Below are 17,438 nucleotides of genomic sequence, written 5' to 3' on the forward strand. Positions count from 1 at the left end.
GAGGCGATGATCGCGCCGTTGGTCATGCCGACCAAGATAATCTGCAACGTATTGTCACCCATCCGTCCAACCTAACCCAAAACCCCAACCCTAACAACAGGCTCCTTCGCGGGGCCTTTTTTTGTGCGCGGAGAGCATAAGCATGGCGTCCATTTTTGACTTCAGCAGCACGGCTGGATCGAACACTTCTTGCGACGGCGTTAACATCAGCGACGGAATGTCGGCCAAAAATGTTGACAACGCCATCCGCAGCCTGATGGCCATCATCCGCCAGACCTTCTCCAGCACGCTACAATCCTTCCTCTCCGGGGCGTCTGCGCTGGGGGTCAGTTCAGGCGGTACAGGGGCGACTACGGCGGCGGATGCGCGGACAAATCTCGGGCTTGGCAGCGCGGCGACCGAAAGCACGGTGCCGGTCGCCAAGGGTGGGACGGGGGCTACCACGGCGGCTTCAGCTTTCGCGAACATCGCAGTAGCCGCCTCCAGCCTGTCCGCGAATGGTTATATCAAGCTGCAAAATGGCCTCATCATCCAATGGGGCAAAGGCGCGATCCAGTCCAACACCGACAACCCAGCCGACGCGCAGACGATAACCTTCCCCATTGCGTTCCCAACCGCGGTATTCTCGGTCGTGTTGTCAACTGAATCGTCGGCAAATGTCGATGGCGGGTGGCAGGCCTATAGCGTTGGCTTGAGTAGCTTCAGGGCATATTTCAACAAATTTGAGGCGGGGTCTGGCACAGGAGCGCCCTACTGGATCGCGGTGGGCAACTGATGGCGACCGACATCACCCTTCGCCAGACCAAGGGCGCGCCGCTCACCCATGACGAAATGGATGCCAATTTCGCCAACCTGAAAGAGACGGCGGACCTTGCCTATGATGCTTCCGTTGCGATTGGGGGTAAGGCGAACGCTGCGGCTTTGGGGACGGATGACGCCGCAACCGATCTAGGCACCACCCCCGGCACCATCCTCTCCGACAATGGAACGGCCAAGGATTGGTTTGGGGAGAGTGAGACGGCGATTGAGGCGCGGCCCACCTCCACCTCCCTCGCCGCGTCCGATGGTTCTGCGCTGGGCTTCCTTCAGGCTGGAACCGGCGCGGTTGCTCGAACGGCACGGGACAAGCAGCGCGAGCGCGTCACGCCGCAGGACTTCGGGGCCAAGGGCGATCATGTTCTGAACTATGTAGTCGGTTCGATGGCGGCGGGCGGAAATGTGTTGACGCTCAACTCCGCCCTGCCCGTAGGTATTGCGCCTGGGATGCGCATCTTCGTGGATGGCGCTGGTCCTGGCGGTGAACAGTTGATTGCGGGAATCACCAATGTAAACGCCGGTCGAACCGTCATCACGCTGGACAGTAATGCGGTTCGGGCGATTACCAACAAGAACCTGCCTCTGCGCTATGGCACGGATGACTATGCCGCGATTCAAACCTGTTTCGATTATTGCTTCCAGACGGGCAGCGCCTGCCATATCCCTGACGCCACTTATCTGGTCACGAACACGCTGGTATGGAAACAGCCTGTCGGGTCGTTGACAGCGAACATCCGGGAAGCGCCGATCAATCGCCTGGACGTATCCACCGGGGCCGTCATCAAATGGGCAAGTGCGACGGGCGCGGGCAAGGCAGTCATCCGCTTTGGAGTCAAGGATGATTATGACCAGTTCTTGCGCAACGGCTATATTGCCGGTGGTGCCTATGATTGCTCCCTTGTCGCGGATGTAGGCGTGGATGTGCCGTTCGCCATCCAGACCAGCATCAGCGGGATGGAGATCATTGATATCAAACTCCGCGGCTGGAAGATTGGGGATATGGCCAGTCCTAGCACCAGCGGGGGCGTCCGCGTCGACAACTGCCGGATCAATCGCAGCACGCTCACTCGGCAGTTGACCATCACAAACATCAGCAAGGCGACCGAGGCGGTAGTCACGGTCGCTGACTATAACTGGGATGATGACCGAGTGGTTGCCATTTATGGTGCGTCGGGCATGACAGAGGTCAATAATAAATTCTACAAGATCAAACGCCTTACGCAAAATACCTTCAAGCTGGTTGGCACGGACAGCACGGGCTGGGGAACATTTACCGGGACGGCCCTAGTAGCAGCCTGCATGCCGTCCATGCGAGTGTCTTGGGCTGTTTCAAACATAACCCAAGCCAGCCCGGCTGTTGTGACGCTGACGCAGGCGCCGGTCGAAGCAGACGGCACCAAGGTCGAGTTTCATGCTCTTGAGGGCATGAATAATCTTGAGGCGGCGACGGCTTACATCAAGGCAGTTGCGGGCCAGCCCACCAAGTATGAGCTTTACACCGACGCTGGCTTGACAACCCCGCTTAATAGCACGGCCTACACCACGTACACCGGCAACGGCTTCATGACGGCCTATGTCGATCCGAACACGATGGAAACCGGCATTCATTACGAGAACGGTCCGGACAACAAGACATCGCACAACATCTTCAGGGGTGTTCGGATCGGTGTCGGCGGGATGGCGGTCAACTCGGCCGGGTGGGGCGGCACCCATACCGACAACCATTTCCACAATTTCAATCTCGATGGCTCCATGTATGCCCACTATATCGGTGGGGGTAAGAACCGGATCATCGCGCCCTACATCGATGGGCCGACGAAATACGGCTTCATCTGGGAAGGGCCTCTTAACGATGTGCTGGCGATTCAGCATTATCATAATCCTAGCGGGATATGGCTGGCTCGTGACAACTACCCGATCACCCATCGAACGGTGAACAGTGGTTGCAGCGTTCGCACTTGGGGCGGCGTGCTGGAAGGTGGGGCGTCTCAGCGCATCTTCGCGGATCATATTGGGGCGGGAACCTTCTATCCAAACCGCACGGTCCTGCAGTATGTCTCGCACTACCCTGACGACGAACTGACGCCAAGGAGCGACCCGCGCTTCTACGGCCCAATTCAGCCATTGATCGACCCCGCCTCTGGATGGGCGATCGACAGCACCAGTATGAGTAAGCAGATTGCACAGTCGGGGACTTTCGACATCCAGACTGGATCGGGCGTGATTTCAATAACCGAGACGCAGGCGACCGGCTATGGAGCCCTGCTTGTGGCCGGTAATGCTGGCATTGCCATTGTCGGTAATAACGCAACTGCCAACGCTCTGTTTAAAAACACGCTGTCTCCGGCCAGCGGCGAAATTGGCTTGGCTGTCACGGGTAATAAAATTCGCGTCACCAATAATTATGGCAGCACTATTACCATTTGCGTCGGCGGATTCAGAACCCGCAACATAATCTGATGGGCCAGGCCGAGCGATCATCAATCAACGGCGAAAACGCCAAGGGTCGGGGCAACCCGCGATGAATAGCGCAACAACAGCGGGGTCGAGCGGTATGGATTTGTTAGGTGCGGACGGGGGGAGCCTCGCCGCTGCCTTCGCCTCGGGGTGTGTTGCAACATGGGGGTTCGTGCAGATGGTGCTTATCGGCCCCCTCAAAAAGCAGATCACGGAATTAAAGGACGAGTGCAAGGAACGCGACGACAGGCAGGCAAACCGGATCAGCCAGCTTGAGACGCTGCTGTTGCTGCATGGGTCTGGCCCGCTGCGGCAGGAATTGCAGGCGGCGCTTTCGGAAGAGCGGGTGTTGGGGGATAGGGCGTGAAGCTGATTGACGATTGGAAAACCGTATTCAAGCGCTGGTCCGTCCAGATCACCGCGCTCATGGTAGCGGTGCAAACCGTATGGGCGACCATGCCCACGGAGGCGCGGCAACTGTTCCCCGGCCCTGAATATGTCGGCATGGGGTTAGGGCTGGCTGCCCTGATCGCCACCATCGTGAAGCAGGGGAAAACCGATGAATAAGAAGCAAGCCGCTGGCGGCGGGATTGCTGCTGCGCTGATGCTGGCTGTCCCGCTGGTCGCCAAATGGGAAGGCAAGCGGAACGATCCGTATTTTGACCTGATCGGCAAGGCTACAGTTTGCTACGGCGAAACCCGCGTCGAGATGCGCCGCTATTCGGACGCCGAATGCACCGACATGCTCAACAAGGCGGTCAAGGGCTTTGCGGAGCCGGTGGCACGCTGCACGCCCATGATCGCGGACAGGCCCTACCAGTTGGCCGCTGCCACGTCGCTGGCCTATAATATCGGCATCGGGGCTTATTGTCGCTCCACCGCTGATCGCCGCTTCGACGCTGGCGACATGAAGGGCGGTTGCAAGGCGCTGGGCCGCTGGAACATGGCTGGTGGTCGCGTCGTGCAGGGTCTGGTCAACCGGAGGGCAGATGAAGTTCGTCTCTGCCTGACGGGACTGTGATGTTCCTCTGGCTCCCCTGGCTCATCTTCTACGGATGCACATGGGAGGAAGTATGAACCTTTTGCCATTCACCGTAGGCGTCCTGCGGCAGCACTGGAAGCTGATAGCCCTTGCCCTGCTACTCGCGACCATCGGCATCCAGCAATTGCGCGTGACGGGGCTTAAATCGTCCCTACGCGCAGAGAAGGCCGCCCATGCCACCACGATAGCCAATTACAGGCAGGCGCAGGCTGATGCTGCCCTTGCGGCGCTACAGGCCAAACAGGAGAAGGAAGCTGAATATGCGAAAGCCGCTCAAGACGCCGATGCTGGCTATATCGCTCTGCGCAGTCGCTATGACAGCCTCTTGCGGGCCAAAGCCTCTGGTGGTGCATCTAGCGGAGCCAGTGTCGCCGCCAAGGATAACGGTTCCAGCGTTCCTGAAGTCACCGCCGCCGTGCCTGTCGCCGTTTTCGCCATGCCAGAAACCGACTGGCTGAAACTGCCGGGGCTACAGGCTTATGCGGACCAATGCCATGTTTGGGCGCTATCTCTGGAATGATGGGTGACGCGGCGCATCTAGCGTCATGTCGTTTAAGCAGGCCTCCGCTTCGCCCTGCCCGCGCACCATCGTCTTCCGGGTCATCACCTTTCGTCATAGACGGAAGCCTATCCGGTCGAGTTCCACCTTCTACCACGCGCAGGGGAGAGAGGGAATCCCTAGATCGCCTTCCAGTATAGCCCGGATATGTCCATGACAGGGTGCTGATCAGCCAATATGAACCGCGATGGCTCTGGCCATTCCTTGCGCAGGAACAGGTATTCGGCGGAACGGTCGAAGCCATTCGTATATCGCGCCAGGAATAGGTTGGCTACGATCCGGTATCCGCCTGCCGCGATCTCATCCTCTGTCCAATACTCCTCCGACTGCTCGACCGCTATGGCATAGGGATTGCGCCATCTGGTGAGATAGGCCAGCGCATCGGACAAAGGGTTGCTCATCCCCTCACACTCCACCAAACAATCCCCACAGTCAACAGCCCCAGCATGGCAAGGCCGCTGAGAGGCTGGCGGGTTGGCCCTTTCATGGGTGCTCCAGATGCGGGCTACCGTTTGCGCGGCACCATGCCAGCGCTGCTGCCTTCTCGCGTTCTTCCCTGACGTTCGCATCCACCTGTTTACCGATACGCTCCAGGGTGGCCTTGAGGCGGGCGGATACAATCGGGCAAGGCTCACTCGCTGTCATGATGATGGTCCTCAATTCCACTTACCCTTGATGAGCGATAGAAGTCCGATTGCAGCAAGAGCGATGATCACCAGGAAAAGCGGACCGCCAATCCCGTAGGCGCAGATTGCGTTCTCCCCGCAGATTCTCACCCTCCCCTCCCTGTCTCAGGGGTGGAGAGGCGGGCCTTCATTTCCTCGAACAATGCCATGGTCGCGTTGTGCCGCTCTATGTCCCGCTGTTCAACGGCGGCAAGATGCTCCCTGAATTTTCGCATCAACCGCTCCACACCAGTTTCAGCCATGCTTCACCTCCTTAGGTGGGGATAGGCGGGAGAGAGCGGCAGCGGTAGCCTCCAATGCTTGAGCGAGGGAGGCTGCGAGCCGGAACGCGCAATCCAAGGCATCCTCTGCCCGTCGTTCAGTGCTGTAACGCCCCCACAAAATATCATCTCGTTGTTGCTCCCCCACGCTATCGAACCAACTCCTTAGGGCCTTGGCGTTGGCCCGCAGCGTTTCTACTTCGGGGATAGAGTTTGCGGGTTGTGCTAAATCAATCTCACTCATGCCGACACCCTTCTGTCGCTTGGTTGGTGGGCTGGCGTGCTGACATCGATCGCATACACCAGCACCGGGTCAGGCCCAAAATGTGGATGGCTGATCGTGCGGATAATCTCGCCGCGATACTGGCGTGTCAGCCGGGTCTCACCTTCGATGCCGCCGCCCTTGGGATAGCCGCGTGTCAGGACGACGCGATCATATGACCGGCTGCGAAGGCGCTTGATCCAGTAGCCCGTGACAAGCCGGTATTCTTCCAACTTCTCGCCGCTCGCTATCTGGTCGAAATAGACGCCCTTCAATGGTAGGGTTAGGTCAGTCATACGAAACTCATCCTTTCGCGTGATAGGGCCGGGTGCGATTTGCCGTCGCTTTCCGGCCCGTTTTGGTTGCGGTAAAACTGCGGTAACGATGCCGCATGTTCACCAATGAATCGGGCTTTGTTCTTGGAATGAACCGCAGGATAGTGCGCCATTTTCCGCAGAAAACCGTCACTTCCCTAGCCTTCCAAGCTTGTGATGCGGGTTCGATCCCCGCTACCCGCTCCAGCAGCCCGCCAGAAATTCGCTATCCTCTCCTGCTTGGACTTGATGGGGTCGTCTAATCGCAGCCTCTTTTGCAAGCAGATTTTGAGCTGATCGTATGCCGGGTTCAGGGTCGTCTTCGCGGTCAGCATGAGCTGCCGCACGGTGGGTCTTCGGCGGACGGAACTTTCCAATGTGGACGGCGCACTCGGTAGAAGCCGGTGCATCCCATCAAGCGGAATGGTTCAGCCTTTCGGCCTGTCTACGCGGTCGTAGCCGCTGGCCCTGATGGGTATTCGCGAACCGGTCTGAACTGATGCGGTGGATGCCTCCCTTCGCCCGGCATCGTATGATGCTGACTAGCGCCATGGTGGCGCGCGAAGGAGGAGCATATGTCGGACGCACACATGCTGGCGATCGATCTGGCAAAGCGGAGCTTCCAGGTCTGCGCGACCGATCAGGCAGGGTCGTGTGTGGATGCCTCCCAGATTGCAAGGTGATTTTCTGACTTTGCTCGGCAGAGCGCTTCATCGGTCGTGTGTCAGGCCTCTGGTGTGGCTTGCTGACGCCACGGGCCGTTATGCAGTTCGAACGATCCGGGCCACATCGGCTCAGCGAGCTTGGTTCGCTCTCGCCCCGGGACTGGTTAGCCGCACCGTGAACATTGAAGTCCTTGCCACATAATATCAGTCGATCTCCTTGCCGGGACCAAGGCCCCGAGCGCTATGGCAGTTACGCCATTCACGCCAAACGGTAGTCTTCCTCGCGTGTCATCATCGCCCAGATTGTCCGCGCCATTTTGTTCGCCAGCGCGACGGCAACCACCATCCGCGGTCTGCGGGCCATCAGCCGTCCCAGCCAGTTGTCGGGGAGAACGCCTTTGCGAACAATCCATCGAATCCTGCTCATCGCACCGACAACGAGAAGCTTGCGAATGTCGCTTTGTCCCATTTTGCTCATGGACCCGAGCCGCGCCTTCCCACCCGTCGATCGCTGCTTCGGTACCAGGCCGAGCCATGCCGCAAAGTTTCTGCCGCTGCCAAATGTGCGCAGGTCTGGCGCGAAGGCCATGATCGCGCCGGCGGTCACTGGTCCGACACCCGGTACCGTGCAGAGGCGGCGAAGCTCGGCGCTGACCGTTATAGCCTCTCGTAATCTGAACGAAAGTTCGTCGATTTTGGCAGAGAGGGCGTCGATGTGCTCCAGGTAAAGGCGTGCGATATCCCGGATACTGGCAGGCACGTCGATGTTATCGTTGTCCACCGTCGCGCGGATATCTTTCAGGTGAGGAACGCCTTGGGGGAATACCAGACCGAATTCGGCCAGGTGCCCTCGCAGGGCATTGATGGTCTGCGTACGCTGACTGACAAAACATTGGTGGGTTCGGTAGGCAACCGCCCGCGCTTGATGTTCCGCACTCTTTACCGCCACGAAATGCAGGTTCGGGCGCACAGCTGCTTCGGCAATGGCCGCCGCATCTGCCGCGTCGTTTTTCTGCCTCTTCACGAACGGTTTTACATAGATCGGTGGGATCAACCGAACCTCATGACCTTCTGCGCCCGCAAACCGGCCCCAGAAGTGGCTCGTCGCGCAAGCCTCCATCGCGACGATGCAGCGAGGCTGACCCTTGAGCAAAGCCTCCAGTTTGGACCGAGAGACCGTCCGATTATATAGAACCGACCCTGCTTGATCGGTCGCGCAGACCTGGAAGCTCCGCTTTGCCAGATCGATCGCCAGCATGTGTGCGTCCGACATATGCTCCTCCTTCGCGCGCCACCATGGCGCTAGTCAGCATCATACGATGCCGGGCGAAGGGAGGCATCCACCGCATCAGTTCAATCGAAGAAGAACGAGTACGGATCGGGGCATGTTCACCAGCAGCATCCACCAGAAGCGATTGCCCCGGCGGCCGCTGCCCGAGCGCACAGCCAGGGTCAATACAAAGCGGTCAAAGATCCGCGCTGCGGTCGAACACGTCTTTATCGGGCAAAAGCACCGCATGGGACTCATCGTCCGCACCATCGGCATCGCTCGCGCCAAGATCAAGAGCGGCATGGCCAACCTGGTCTATAACTTCCAGCACCTCGCATGGCTCGAAGGCCGCGCTGTGCCTTCATGACCTGAAATCGGCTTGCAAAGCGCGGCCGATACGAAAACCGCACCGCCAAGATCGCCGAAAAACCGCCCTTCGTCAAACTCGCGCGCCTTGCTACGTCATCACAGCGAAATCATCCGGTTCTTCGAGGTGTCCAGCTTCTTCGGCCGGGCGTTCTTCTCCTCGAGCGTCCGTAGGCGCCGCGCCTCGGACACCTCCAGCCCGCCATACTTCGATTTCCACTTGTAGAACGTTGCCGAGCTGATCCCGTGGCGGCGGCACACATCCGCCGTCGTCCGCTTCCTGCTCCTTCAAGATCGCGATGATTTGCGCCTCGGTGAAACGGCTCTTCCTCATGCGTCTGCTCCTCTGTGGGCAGGCTCTACATCAGAACGAGGGAACTTTCGGGGGGCAGGTCAATCTTTGCACAAACGATGGCAGTGACCCATCTTATGTGGCAATGAACGCCGCCATATGAAAACTCCCCTTGCATTCATGCATATACCTAAGTCAGCAGGAACGGCGCTCACAAACGCTTTATTCCGCTTGGAGCCCTATCAAGACGAAGTACACGGATGGGATAGAAGCCTGCTGGGCGCCTATAACGAATTTGACACATGGAATCAGGGAAGAAGACCGTGGCTTTTCCTATCACCTGAAGAAATATCTGGAGGAAAAAAGTTCGTCTCCGGCCACATTGGGTATTCCAGCATAAAAAAACGCTACCCTGATGCTCACACATTTACGATCATAAGAAACCCCTTTTCTAGGCTCCTATCACTCTGGACGTTTTGGAGAGCAAAGCCAAATGGCCTTGAAAGTGACATAGGTACCTATGCAACGCATGTTTATTCCGCGCGGCAACCTTTGAAATTGTTTCTGACAAATAAGTCCGTTGCGCCGCAGACAGATAATGTCGTCGCCCGAATGCTGCTATGGCCACATCCATTGATACCAAATGACAGTTTTATTGATAGTAAGTGGGTGGATCAAATTATTGATCAGTCGCTATCAAAATTATCTGAATTTGATTTCGTAGATATATATGAAAACCGCGGATGGCTAGATAATTTTCATATCTGGCTCGGAAGTTATTTTGAAATATATAAAGAAAATGAAACCGAAATTGTACCTCATCCTTACCAATCTTGCATGAAAACAGAAATTACATCTGAAACTTTGGAGTTTATGGAAGATAGAACAAGAATAGATAAAGCCATCTGGCATGAAATAGGATCTAAAATATTAGGTCACGCAGCCATGGAAAACCTAAAAGAATCAATTGAATTAGATTCTATCAAAAAGTTCGCCAAGATATTATCAGGTGAATAAATGAATCCGATTTAAGCGCACGGTCTACGCGGATTTGATCACGCGATACAGCGTTTGTTTAATCGCCTTTCTAAATAAATTTCTCCAAACGGGCACGCGAGCCTAGTTCCTTCGAGCCTTGCCAATCGCTCAAGGCGCACTTAAGTTAACGGCGAATGTGTATCGTTTATTTTCGCTCCAGTATGTCGGAAGTGTGGAATGATCCGATTTGAGAACGTCTCTAAAATCTATCAGGGGCATGGACTCCGCAAGGTGGTCCACAACAATTTGAATTTCCAGATCGACAGGGGCGTGAGCATCGGCATCTGCGGCGCCAACGGTGCCGGCAAATCGACCTTGCTGCGAATGATCGCGGGCGTCGAATATCCCAGTTCCGGCAGGATCGTGAAGCGGATGTCGACATCATGGCCAATCGGCTATGCCAGCTGCTTCCAGCCCAAGATGACTGGCGCCGACAATGTGCGGTTCATTGCCCGCATTTATGGACGGAACACTGCCGAAATGCTCGCATATGTCGAGGATTTCGCGCGTTTGGGCCCCTATTTGGATCAACCAGTGTCGACATATTCAGCGGGCATGGTGGCGCGGCTTGCGTTCGGTACTTCGCTGGCAATCAAATTCGATTGTTATTTGGTCGACGAGGTTACCGGTGCAGGCGACGCGCGCTTTCGTCGTCGGTCGGAAGAGGAGTTAATCGAGCGTCGCAACAATGCCTCCCTGATCATGACCTCGCACGATCCTGCAATGCTTCAGCGATATTGCACGCGGGGGGCAGTCCTTTTTGGGGGCGTGCTGACTTTATACGACACGGTCGCCGAGGCTTGCGATGTACACCAGTCCCTGCAGATGCAAGCAGCATAGAACTAGTTTCAGCTGACTTAGAGTATGCCGATCGGTAACGCCTGACTTCAGTTTACCTGCAGTCGCCGCCGAACGCGCCGCAATCCCAGGAGGCCCCAATAGTTCGCGGCCGCTGCAAAGGCCAGCGTATATTCGATGTGGAAATAATGGTCAGTCATGACTTCGAACTGGCCATAGCGCGCAACCTCGAAGACCGTCATAAGCGGATTCCACGCCATATATTCGCGGCCCCAGGCAGGCAGTACGCTCATTGTGAAGAAGGCGCCGCTCAGTGGGATCATAAAATAGGAAAATGGATGTACCAAGCGGCTGAGAAAGTGGCTTTGGTAGGTGTAGGCCGCGATGATCATAGACAGACCCATGGTGAGCCAACACATCATGAAAATAGCAAGAAATAGATAAAGAGGACGCGCTGGAAAGTCAGCCACACCAAAACATATGCCTGCTCCAAGAAGAATAAAAAATGACCCAATCGTTCCTAACATTTCCGCCAAACTATTGCCGACGACAATATCAAATGGCTTTATCATGTTATGGTACAACAAGTAGCTGTAGTAGTCGAGCATATGTTCGGAGCGATTGAAGACATTCCGAAAGATGATAAATATGTTGTATCCGACTAGTGTGAAGGCGAACACCTGCACACCCTTGATGTGGATGCCAGTCTTGCCAAAGGCATGAAGAACGCTGATTACTGTAGCCAGCATCATCGGTTCACCGATGATCCAAAGATAGCCGATATTCTGTCGACCAAACCGGCTCTGCAATTCCCTGAGCATCAGGGCACCGATAACGCCGAACTGTGTCTGCAGCCCCTGCCGGAATGAGGCCTGCCCAAAATCGTCCACAAAACCAGACATATCGTAGATGCGCTTCGCTTAAAAACAGAGTGTCACATTTGCGATATCCGATCATGCAGAGACTGTCCATCGTCCGCCCTACTCCGCGATTCAATCGACTTGCACACCACCGCCTCTGAGTCTACGCACCTAGACGGAGCAAACATGCACGGTCCCCTCATTTCGATCATCCTGCCAGCATATAATGCGAGGACCACTCTCGGTGCAGCGATCCTGGGGGTTGTGAACCAGTTCTATAAAAATTGGGAACTGCTGGTTGTCGATGACGGGTCGGCGCAAGACATCCGGCAGGAGATTGCCCAGTTCGGCGATTCACGGATCAAGCATCTGCGCCTACCCGAAAATCGGGGACTAGCGTCAGCCCTCAATGCCGGACTGGATGAAGCGCGGGGGCGCTACATTGCGCGGATGGATGCTGATGACGTTATGGAGACGTGGCGCCTTCATGAGCAGTTGCAGTTCCTGCTGATCGAAGGGCTGTCATTCTGCGGGACAGGCGCGCAGAAATTTGGCGTCGAGAGCGGACTCATCATTTCACCGTTAACCGGTGACGACGTGGTCGACAGCTTTTTCATTGGCAATCCGTTCGTGCACCCGACAGTTTTATTCGATCGCGGCAGGCTCGGTAGTGAATTGCGCTATAATCCGGCATTCCGATGCGAGGAAGACTACGAACTCTGGTCTCGCATCGCGTCCCGGTCGAACTGTGGAAATTTTCCGCGCCCGACCATTAAATACCGTGTCACCCTGGCCAATAATGCGAACGATCCAACTAAGCGCAGACTGAATCGTTTGGCGCTTGATCGTTTCGCTGCCCGCATGGGGCTCGGAAACGACGGCCCTACGGCTGAACTCAACGAGTTCCAGATGAGCGGCTTTATCGATCAACCCGCATTCGATCGCCTCCGCACCTACGGCGTTCATGCTCGCGACCGTGGATGGCCGTGCCTTGGTTTCCTTCAGGAACCGCTGCTGCAGCACCAGCGCTATGACGGCTTTTTGTCATGGCTTGTGGACCATCAGAGACGAAGCGTGCAGATGGCGGCATCGGTCGACCATTGGTCGGAATGGCTGCCTCTCTCGTGACTGACATAATGAAGGATCATGATAACAAGCCCCTTCCGCAACTTCTGGAGGACAATCTTCGTCAAAATCGAAAACATGTGCTACGCGACATTCTCGGATTTGCGCGAGATCGCGCGATTTTGCGCATCTTCAGGAAAAGGCTAAGAAAGCTCGCGCGGGAATGTCCGAACAGGGCGGGGGCCATCAACGCCGTTCACTTCATCGCAAAGCAGAGGGAAATCGAAAGCTTTCCTTTTTATGCAGCTATGGCAGTCCTGTCAGCGCAAGCGAGCCATCCAAATGCCATGTTGGTTGTCTTCGGCGCCAACGAGCCAAAGGGCCAGTTCTGGGATTTGGTGCGTGCACATGCGCGCTTTGTCATTGTCCCGGCCTTCAAATGGTTCGGCCCGGCATCTATAATGTCCGGTACACAGAGGCTAAACCTCGTCCGCCTTCTCGCGCTGCTCGAAATTGGCGGCATCGCGATGGATTGCGACATGCTGACATTGCGGAACATGGATGATCTTGCGGCTTGGCCATTTGTTATGGGGACGCAGGCCGCTATTCCGGGGACCAGAAGCACTTTCGGCCACGCCACTCTTGCGGGCCTGCCCAACAATCAATTCACCGCCGCCTGGCTTGACGCTTATAAGAGCTTCGATGCCAACGGAGGGGACGTAAGCGAGGCGCTTTTTGCATCAGAACTCCCCATGCATCTTTATGCGTCGAACCCGTCGCAGGCGCATATCTTACCCCATTATCGATGGTTCTTTCCACTCTGGCATCGCGTGCAAGATTACCTCTTCAATGAACAGCGATCCGATGCCTTCTTGGAATTGACGTCGGATCAATATGTCCTTCCCCTCTGGAGCGATGTCATTGGGAATGCGCTTGAAGCTTGGCATCCTAACATGCTGATGGAGCGCCGCTGTGTATACGCAACGCTCTGTCTGAGAGTGTTGGCCACCCTGCCCGATCAGGTTGCACGAGAGGTGCGCGATCAATTGGGCTGGGCAGAGCAAATGCATGCGGTCGCCAAGGCAGGCGCCATCACCTTGTCTAATGAAAAAGCTAACATGATGGTATCGGGGAAAGGAGGCAACGAACTATGAGCCAGATCAACAAATGGCTGAAGGCGATTGTTGCGCATCCCGCAATGCTCTCGACAGCCTTGGGCAATAAGGGCATGCTTGCAGCGCCGTCGATGCGCGGTTCCGATCTTCGTTTTCACGATCTGCGATCGCGCTTGGCAACGAAGTCTGACGATGTCGTTCGTCGTACCCTGCGCCTCATTCTTTTGCGCGCGCGTGCCAGCGCCAATGCTGAGCAGTCTGTGGGTATAATGCGTAGTCTTCCGCTGTTAGCGCCCAAGCGCACACTGGCAGTGGAAATCAGCTTCAAGGCCGCCCGCTTGGATCTCGAGTTTCAGCGACTTGCCAAGGAAGGCAATGCAGCGCGCGATAATGGAAACTGGTCGCGGGGCATTTCGGCTTATGAACGCGCACTGACATTTTATCCCTTGCATAGCGGATATCGTATTCAACTCAGTCACTGCTTGAAAGAGGATGGGCAGTTCGAGCGCGCAGAGATCGGCTATCGCGACGCGCTGGCACTGGGAGCTTCCGTGGCCGATGTTTGGCCGCACTTGGAATATTCGGTACATTATGGCGGCGGCGCGATGCGCATCTATTCGCCGGATGTTCTGGTTGAGCTCGAAAGATTTCCAAATAATACCGCCGCCTTGGATCTCTCCCATTCTGACGATCTAAAGTCTCTGGCGTGGCTTTTCTGGGAGCAGACGGAATTCAGTCTCGCCTGGACGGTTCGCATGTTGCGCACTGCACCCCGCCGCACGCAAATCATCGAGCATTTGATGAACGACCCGCTATTTTCCCGCGCCAATCGGTCCCTTCTGGCTCTGATCGGCCGAGGAGCCCTAGTATGAAGGACGAAATGCCTTCAGTCTCGATCATCATCAATACGTTGGGGCGTGCGGACCTGCTGGGCGACTGCCTGCGGGGAATGACTGGGCTGGAATGGCCGAACCTGGAAGTCATTGTCGTCAATGGTCCATCGGATGATCACACCGATGAAATTCTCGAACATTGGGCACATCGTATCAAGATCGGGCGTTGCCCGGAGGCAAACCTCGCCAAGTCGCGCAACATCGGCCTTTCGCTCGCGGCGGGAGAGATCATCGCATTTCTGGACGATGATGCTGTACCCCATCCCTCCTGGCTTGCCGCTCTAGTCCAACTCTATAATAATCCGGAAGTTGGCGCGGTCGGCGGACACACTATCGGACGACTGGGGTCCATATATCAGGCGAGAACGACCCTTTGCGATCGCTTCGGTGACCCCTTTTTCGTCAGTGCACATCTTGATCTGTCTCCGTTCTGCCGACCGGAGAGTTGGATATATCCGTCCATGCTAGGCACAAATTCCTCGGTACGCCGGTCGGCGATCGAAGGGATCGGCGGCTTTGACGAGACGTTTTCTTATTATCTTGATGAAACCGACATCTGCGTACGGCTGATCGACGCAGGATGGAAGATCGAATATGCACCGGATGCGCTGGTCTGGCATCAATTCGCCTCCAGCGCATTACGCTCCTCCAACATGACGCATCGATCGGTCCATGCAATCGTGCGCAGCCACAGCTATTTCATCAACAGGCATGGTACATCGAACTGGACACCGGAAGTTGCCAAGGATGCGGCCGACCGGCTTCAGGTACTCCGAAAGCAATGGCTCGGCGGCAATCGGGCTTCGCTCAAGGAAGGAGGAATCGACTCCCGGCATCACGCGAAACTGGACCGTGAAGTGCACGTCGCCCTGGAGGAAGGGTTCAGGTTGGCGCAGGTCAACGCGGCAAACATGGCTGGCCCCTGGCGACGTGAGGCCGTACCGCCGTTCCTCCCCTTTGCAACAGCGATACAGCGCAAGTTGACCGTCGCATTCATATGCCGACATTTCAGCGACGAAAATGAATCCGGAATTCCCCGTTGGACAAAGCTCGTTGCGAAAGGCCTCGCCGATCGGGGGCACCAAGTCCATGTGGTCATGGAAGCGAGGGATTCCGAAATTCGGATCCGCTACAAAAATGGCTACTGGCGACATGAGATTCGATCCAATGCATCGGATCACCGCTGGATTTCTGAACGTTTCGGCCTTCCACCTGATCAAGCGCAATGGGCTGCGAGCGTTTACCAGCATGCTGCGGTGCTGAAATCCTTCAATCTCGATCTTCTCTCCTTTCCAATCTGGGATCTGGAAGGCGTAGCCTGTCTCGATCTGCCTAGCGTGGAGGTTTGTGTGAGCCTGCATACATCCTATGGCCTGAGTGCCAAGTTCAATAAGGAGTGGGCCTCACAGCCCCTGCTTCGTGATGCAATCGTGACACGGATGATCGCCGCCGAGAATCTCGTCTTGCGGCAGGCTTCGCATCTACTCGCCAATAGTCGATCGATCGTTGCCGAATTGAACCGCCAGTCCGGAACGTCACTGGATGACCGAGTGCGTTATGCTGTGCATGGGGTCGACATCGGGAAGGCGCCGTGTTTTGAGGACAAGCAGAGCGGTCTCGTATTGTTCGTTGGCAGGTTCGAACGGCGCAAGGGTATCGACATCGCCCTCTCGGCTTTCGTGAAGGCCACTGAAGAGGACTCGAATCTGCGGGGCATCTTCGTTGGTGGAGAGAAGCTCGAAGGCGTCGTGAGCACCGCGACGTTGGCCCGTGCCCAACCCTTGATCGATACGGGGCGCCTTGAACTTCGTGGCGTTGTTACTCGTGAAGACTTGGATCAACTGTATCGTGCCGCCGATATCGCGTTGTTGCCCAGTCGGTACGAATCCTTCGGGCTGGTCGCGGCTGAGGCTCTGGCAGCGGGTTGCGCCGTGTTGGGCCTCGACGTCGGCGGCATTGCAGAGGTTGTGACATCGGGCACAAACGGCGTGCTCGTCCCCGATAATGAAGATGCGGCGGAGGCGCTTGCCATGGCCATGAACCGCACACGCGCCGATGAGGCTGCTTTGCGTTCAATGCAGCATGCGGCGCGCACGGCAGCGGAAGAACATTTTTCCACACAGCTAATGGTCCAGAACGTAGAGGCGGCATTTCTTGCGTTTACGGGTGTCGAGTCAAACGAAGCGCAGGCATGACGGCTATGCTGGACATCGATCAAATGATCACCGCGATCCATGTTGTGACTGGTCAATGGCTATCCGGCAAGGATGCCGAAGATTTGGCTAAACTCGTGGGAACACGCGAGGAGTTGCTCGCCCACGGCATTCTCGACTTGGCTTGGTTAGAGGAACACTCCGCAGCGAAGCGGCTATTCTTTGCGCTCAGGCAATCTAACTCGATGCCGGCCGAGCCCCTGCTGGGCATCGATGGGCCCCCTCCGCCCATGCCAGAAACTGGGCCGGATAGGGACGAACTGCTCACTCTTGTTAGGCAGTTCGCCGAAGATCCGACAGAAGTTAATCCGCTTACGACCCTGATGCGGCTGGGTGCAGCTACAGACAATGCACGATCATCCTGACCGTAATTTGGCAGATGTCGCCGTTCATGACATGGTGAAAGCGTTACGGCCGACGATATTATGAGACCTGTGCGCGGATGGGTGTAGTGCTCTGAAAATGCA

At 56.3% G+C, this 17,438-nt stretch carries 18 protein-coding genes and 2 pseudogenes; 14 read left to right on the forward strand and 6 right to left on the reverse strand.

Translation table 11 applies throughout. From position 1 onward, the window contains the following. Positions 1-142 precede the first annotated feature (142 nt). The 6 genes from ACYU81_RS03735 to ACYU81_RS03760 all read left to right on the forward strand — a co-directional run bounded on the left by ACYU81_RS03735 (position 143) and on the right by ACYU81_RS03760 (position 4,835). Positions 143-775 carry a gp53-like domain-containing protein gene (locus tag ACYU81_RS03735; protein ID WP_460986412.1) on the forward strand — a complete coding sequence of 211 codons (633 nt, stop codon included), beginning with the start codon at positions 143-145 and terminating at the stop codon, positions 773-775. Positions 776-831: 56 nt separating this feature from the next. Continuing rightward, positions 832-3,276: a hypothetical protein gene (locus ACYU81_RS03740; RefSeq protein ID WP_460986413.1), complete on the forward strand. Its 2,445-nt coding sequence runs from the start codon at positions 832-834 to the stop codon at positions 3,274-3,276. Positions 3,277-3,445: 169 nt separating this feature from the next. Beyond that, positions 3,446-3,640, forward strand: coding sequence for a hypothetical protein (locus ACYU81_RS03745; RefSeq protein ID WP_460986414.1), 195 nt, complete (start codon positions 3,446-3,448; stop codon positions 3,638-3,640). Further along, positions 3,637-3,840 carry a DUF7940 domain-containing protein gene (locus ACYU81_RS03750; protein ID WP_460986415.1) on the forward strand — a complete coding sequence of 68 codons (204 nt, stop codon included), beginning with the start codon at positions 3,637-3,639 and terminating at the stop codon, positions 3,838-3,840. Before ACYU81_RS03745 ends, ACYU81_RS03750 begins: the two co-directional genes overlap by 4 nt. After that, the gene (locus tag ACYU81_RS03755; protein ID WP_460986416.1) at positions 3,833-4,294 is read left to right on the forward strand and encodes a lysozyme; all 462 of its coding nucleotides are present in this window, start codon (positions 3,833-3,835) and stop codon (positions 4,292-4,294) included. The genes ACYU81_RS03750 and ACYU81_RS03755 overlap by 8 nt, the downstream gene beginning before the upstream one ends. A gap of 52 nt (positions 4,295-4,346) precedes the next feature. Then, a complete protein-coding gene (locus tag ACYU81_RS03760; protein WP_460986417.1) occupies positions 4,347-4,835 on the forward strand; it encodes a hypothetical protein in 489 nt (162 codons plus the stop codon). 158 nt (positions 4,836-4,993) lie between these two features. Here the strand turns inward: ACYU81_RS03760 and ACYU81_RS03765 are convergent, their stop codons facing one another. The 4 genes from ACYU81_RS03765 to ACYU81_RS03780 form a co-directional block, all read right to left on the reverse strand. Then, positions 4,994-5,275, reverse strand: coding sequence for a hypothetical protein (locus ACYU81_RS03765; protein ID WP_460986418.1), 282 nt, complete (start codon positions 5,273-5,275; stop codon positions 4,994-4,996). Positions 5,276-5,646: 371 nt separating this feature from the next. Continuing rightward, on the reverse strand, positions 5,647-5,802 hold the full coding sequence (locus ACYU81_RS03770; RefSeq protein WP_460986419.1) for a hypothetical protein: 156 nt from the start codon (positions 5,800-5,802) through the stop codon (positions 5,647-5,649). A 258-nt stretch (positions 5,803-6,060) separates the two neighbouring features. Further along, the gene (locus ACYU81_RS03775; RefSeq protein ID WP_460986421.1) at positions 6,061-6,378 is read right to left on the reverse strand and encodes a hypothetical protein; all 318 of its coding nucleotides are present in this window, start codon (positions 6,376-6,378) and stop codon (positions 6,061-6,063) included. Positions 6,379-7,320: 942 nt separating this feature from the next. Beyond that, positions 7,321-8,334 carry an IS110 family RNA-guided transposase gene (locus ACYU81_RS03780; RefSeq protein ID WP_449470744.1) on the reverse strand — a complete coding sequence of 338 codons (1,014 nt, stop codon included), beginning with the start codon at positions 8,332-8,334 and terminating at the stop codon, positions 7,321-7,323. A gap of 103 nt (positions 8,335-8,437) precedes the next feature. Between ACYU81_RS03780 and ACYU81_RS03785 the strand changes: the two are divergent. After that, positions 8,438-8,698: pseudogene (locus ACYU81_RS03785) on the forward strand (IS5/IS1182 family transposase); the annotation flags it as partial. A 131-nt stretch (positions 8,699-8,829) separates the two neighbouring features. Here ACYU81_RS03785 and ACYU81_RS03790 read toward each other — a convergent pair. Continuing rightward, positions 8,830-9,031 (reverse strand): annotated as a pseudogene (locus tag ACYU81_RS03790) (transposase); the annotation flags it as partial. Positions 9,032-9,148: 117 nt separating this feature from the next. On the opposite strand from ACYU81_RS03790, the gene ACYU81_RS03795 reads away from it, so the two are divergent. Beyond that, positions 9,149-10,006: a sulfotransferase family 2 domain-containing protein gene (locus ACYU81_RS03795; RefSeq protein ID WP_460986422.1), complete on the forward strand. Its 858-nt coding sequence runs from the start codon at positions 9,149-9,151 to the stop codon at positions 10,004-10,006. A gap of 198 nt (positions 10,007-10,204) precedes the next feature. Beyond that, positions 10,205-10,867 (forward strand): ABC transporter ATP-binding protein, encoded by a 663-nt coding sequence (locus ACYU81_RS03800; protein WP_460986423.1) that lies wholly within the window; start codon positions 10,205-10,207, stop codon positions 10,865-10,867. A gap of 47 nt (positions 10,868-10,914) precedes the next feature. Here ACYU81_RS03800 and ACYU81_RS03805 read toward each other — a convergent pair whose 3' ends face one another. Further along, positions 10,915-11,727, reverse strand: coding sequence for an ABC transporter permease (locus tag ACYU81_RS03805; RefSeq protein WP_460986424.1), 813 nt, complete (start codon positions 11,725-11,727; stop codon positions 10,915-10,917). A gap of 144 nt (positions 11,728-11,871) precedes the next feature. On the opposite strand from ACYU81_RS03805, the gene ACYU81_RS03810 reads away from it, so the two are divergent. From ACYU81_RS03810 to ACYU81_RS03830, 5 genes are read left to right on the forward strand one after another with little or no spacing between them, the layout of a single operon-like run. Beyond that, positions 11,872-12,813 (forward strand): glycosyltransferase family 2 protein, encoded by a 942-nt coding sequence (locus ACYU81_RS03810; protein WP_460986425.1) that lies wholly within the window; start codon positions 11,872-11,874, stop codon positions 12,811-12,813. A gap of 8 nt (positions 12,814-12,821) precedes the next feature. Further along, entirely contained in the window at positions 12,822-13,904 is a 1,083-nt protein-coding gene (locus tag ACYU81_RS03815; protein WP_460986426.1) for a glycosyltransferase, read from the forward strand. After that, on the forward strand, positions 13,901-14,737 hold the full coding sequence (locus ACYU81_RS03820) for a hypothetical protein (RefSeq protein WP_460986427.1): 837 nt from the start codon (positions 13,901-13,903) through the stop codon (positions 14,735-14,737). The genes ACYU81_RS03815 and ACYU81_RS03820 overlap by 4 nt, the downstream gene beginning before the upstream one ends. Then, positions 14,734-16,953 (forward strand): glycosyltransferase, encoded by a 2,220-nt coding sequence (locus tag ACYU81_RS03825; RefSeq protein ID WP_460986428.1) that lies wholly within the window; start codon positions 14,734-14,736, stop codon positions 16,951-16,953. Before ACYU81_RS03820 ends, ACYU81_RS03825 begins: the two co-directional genes overlap by 4 nt. After that, on the forward strand, positions 16,950-17,336 hold the full coding sequence (locus tag ACYU81_RS03830) for a hypothetical protein (protein ID WP_460986429.1): 387 nt from the start codon (positions 16,950-16,952) through the stop codon (positions 17,334-17,336). The genes ACYU81_RS03825 and ACYU81_RS03830 overlap by 4 nt, the downstream gene beginning before the upstream one ends. Positions 17,337-17,438 lie beyond the last annotated feature (102 nt).

This window comes from Sphingobium sp. TomTYG75 (assembly GCF_054771635.1).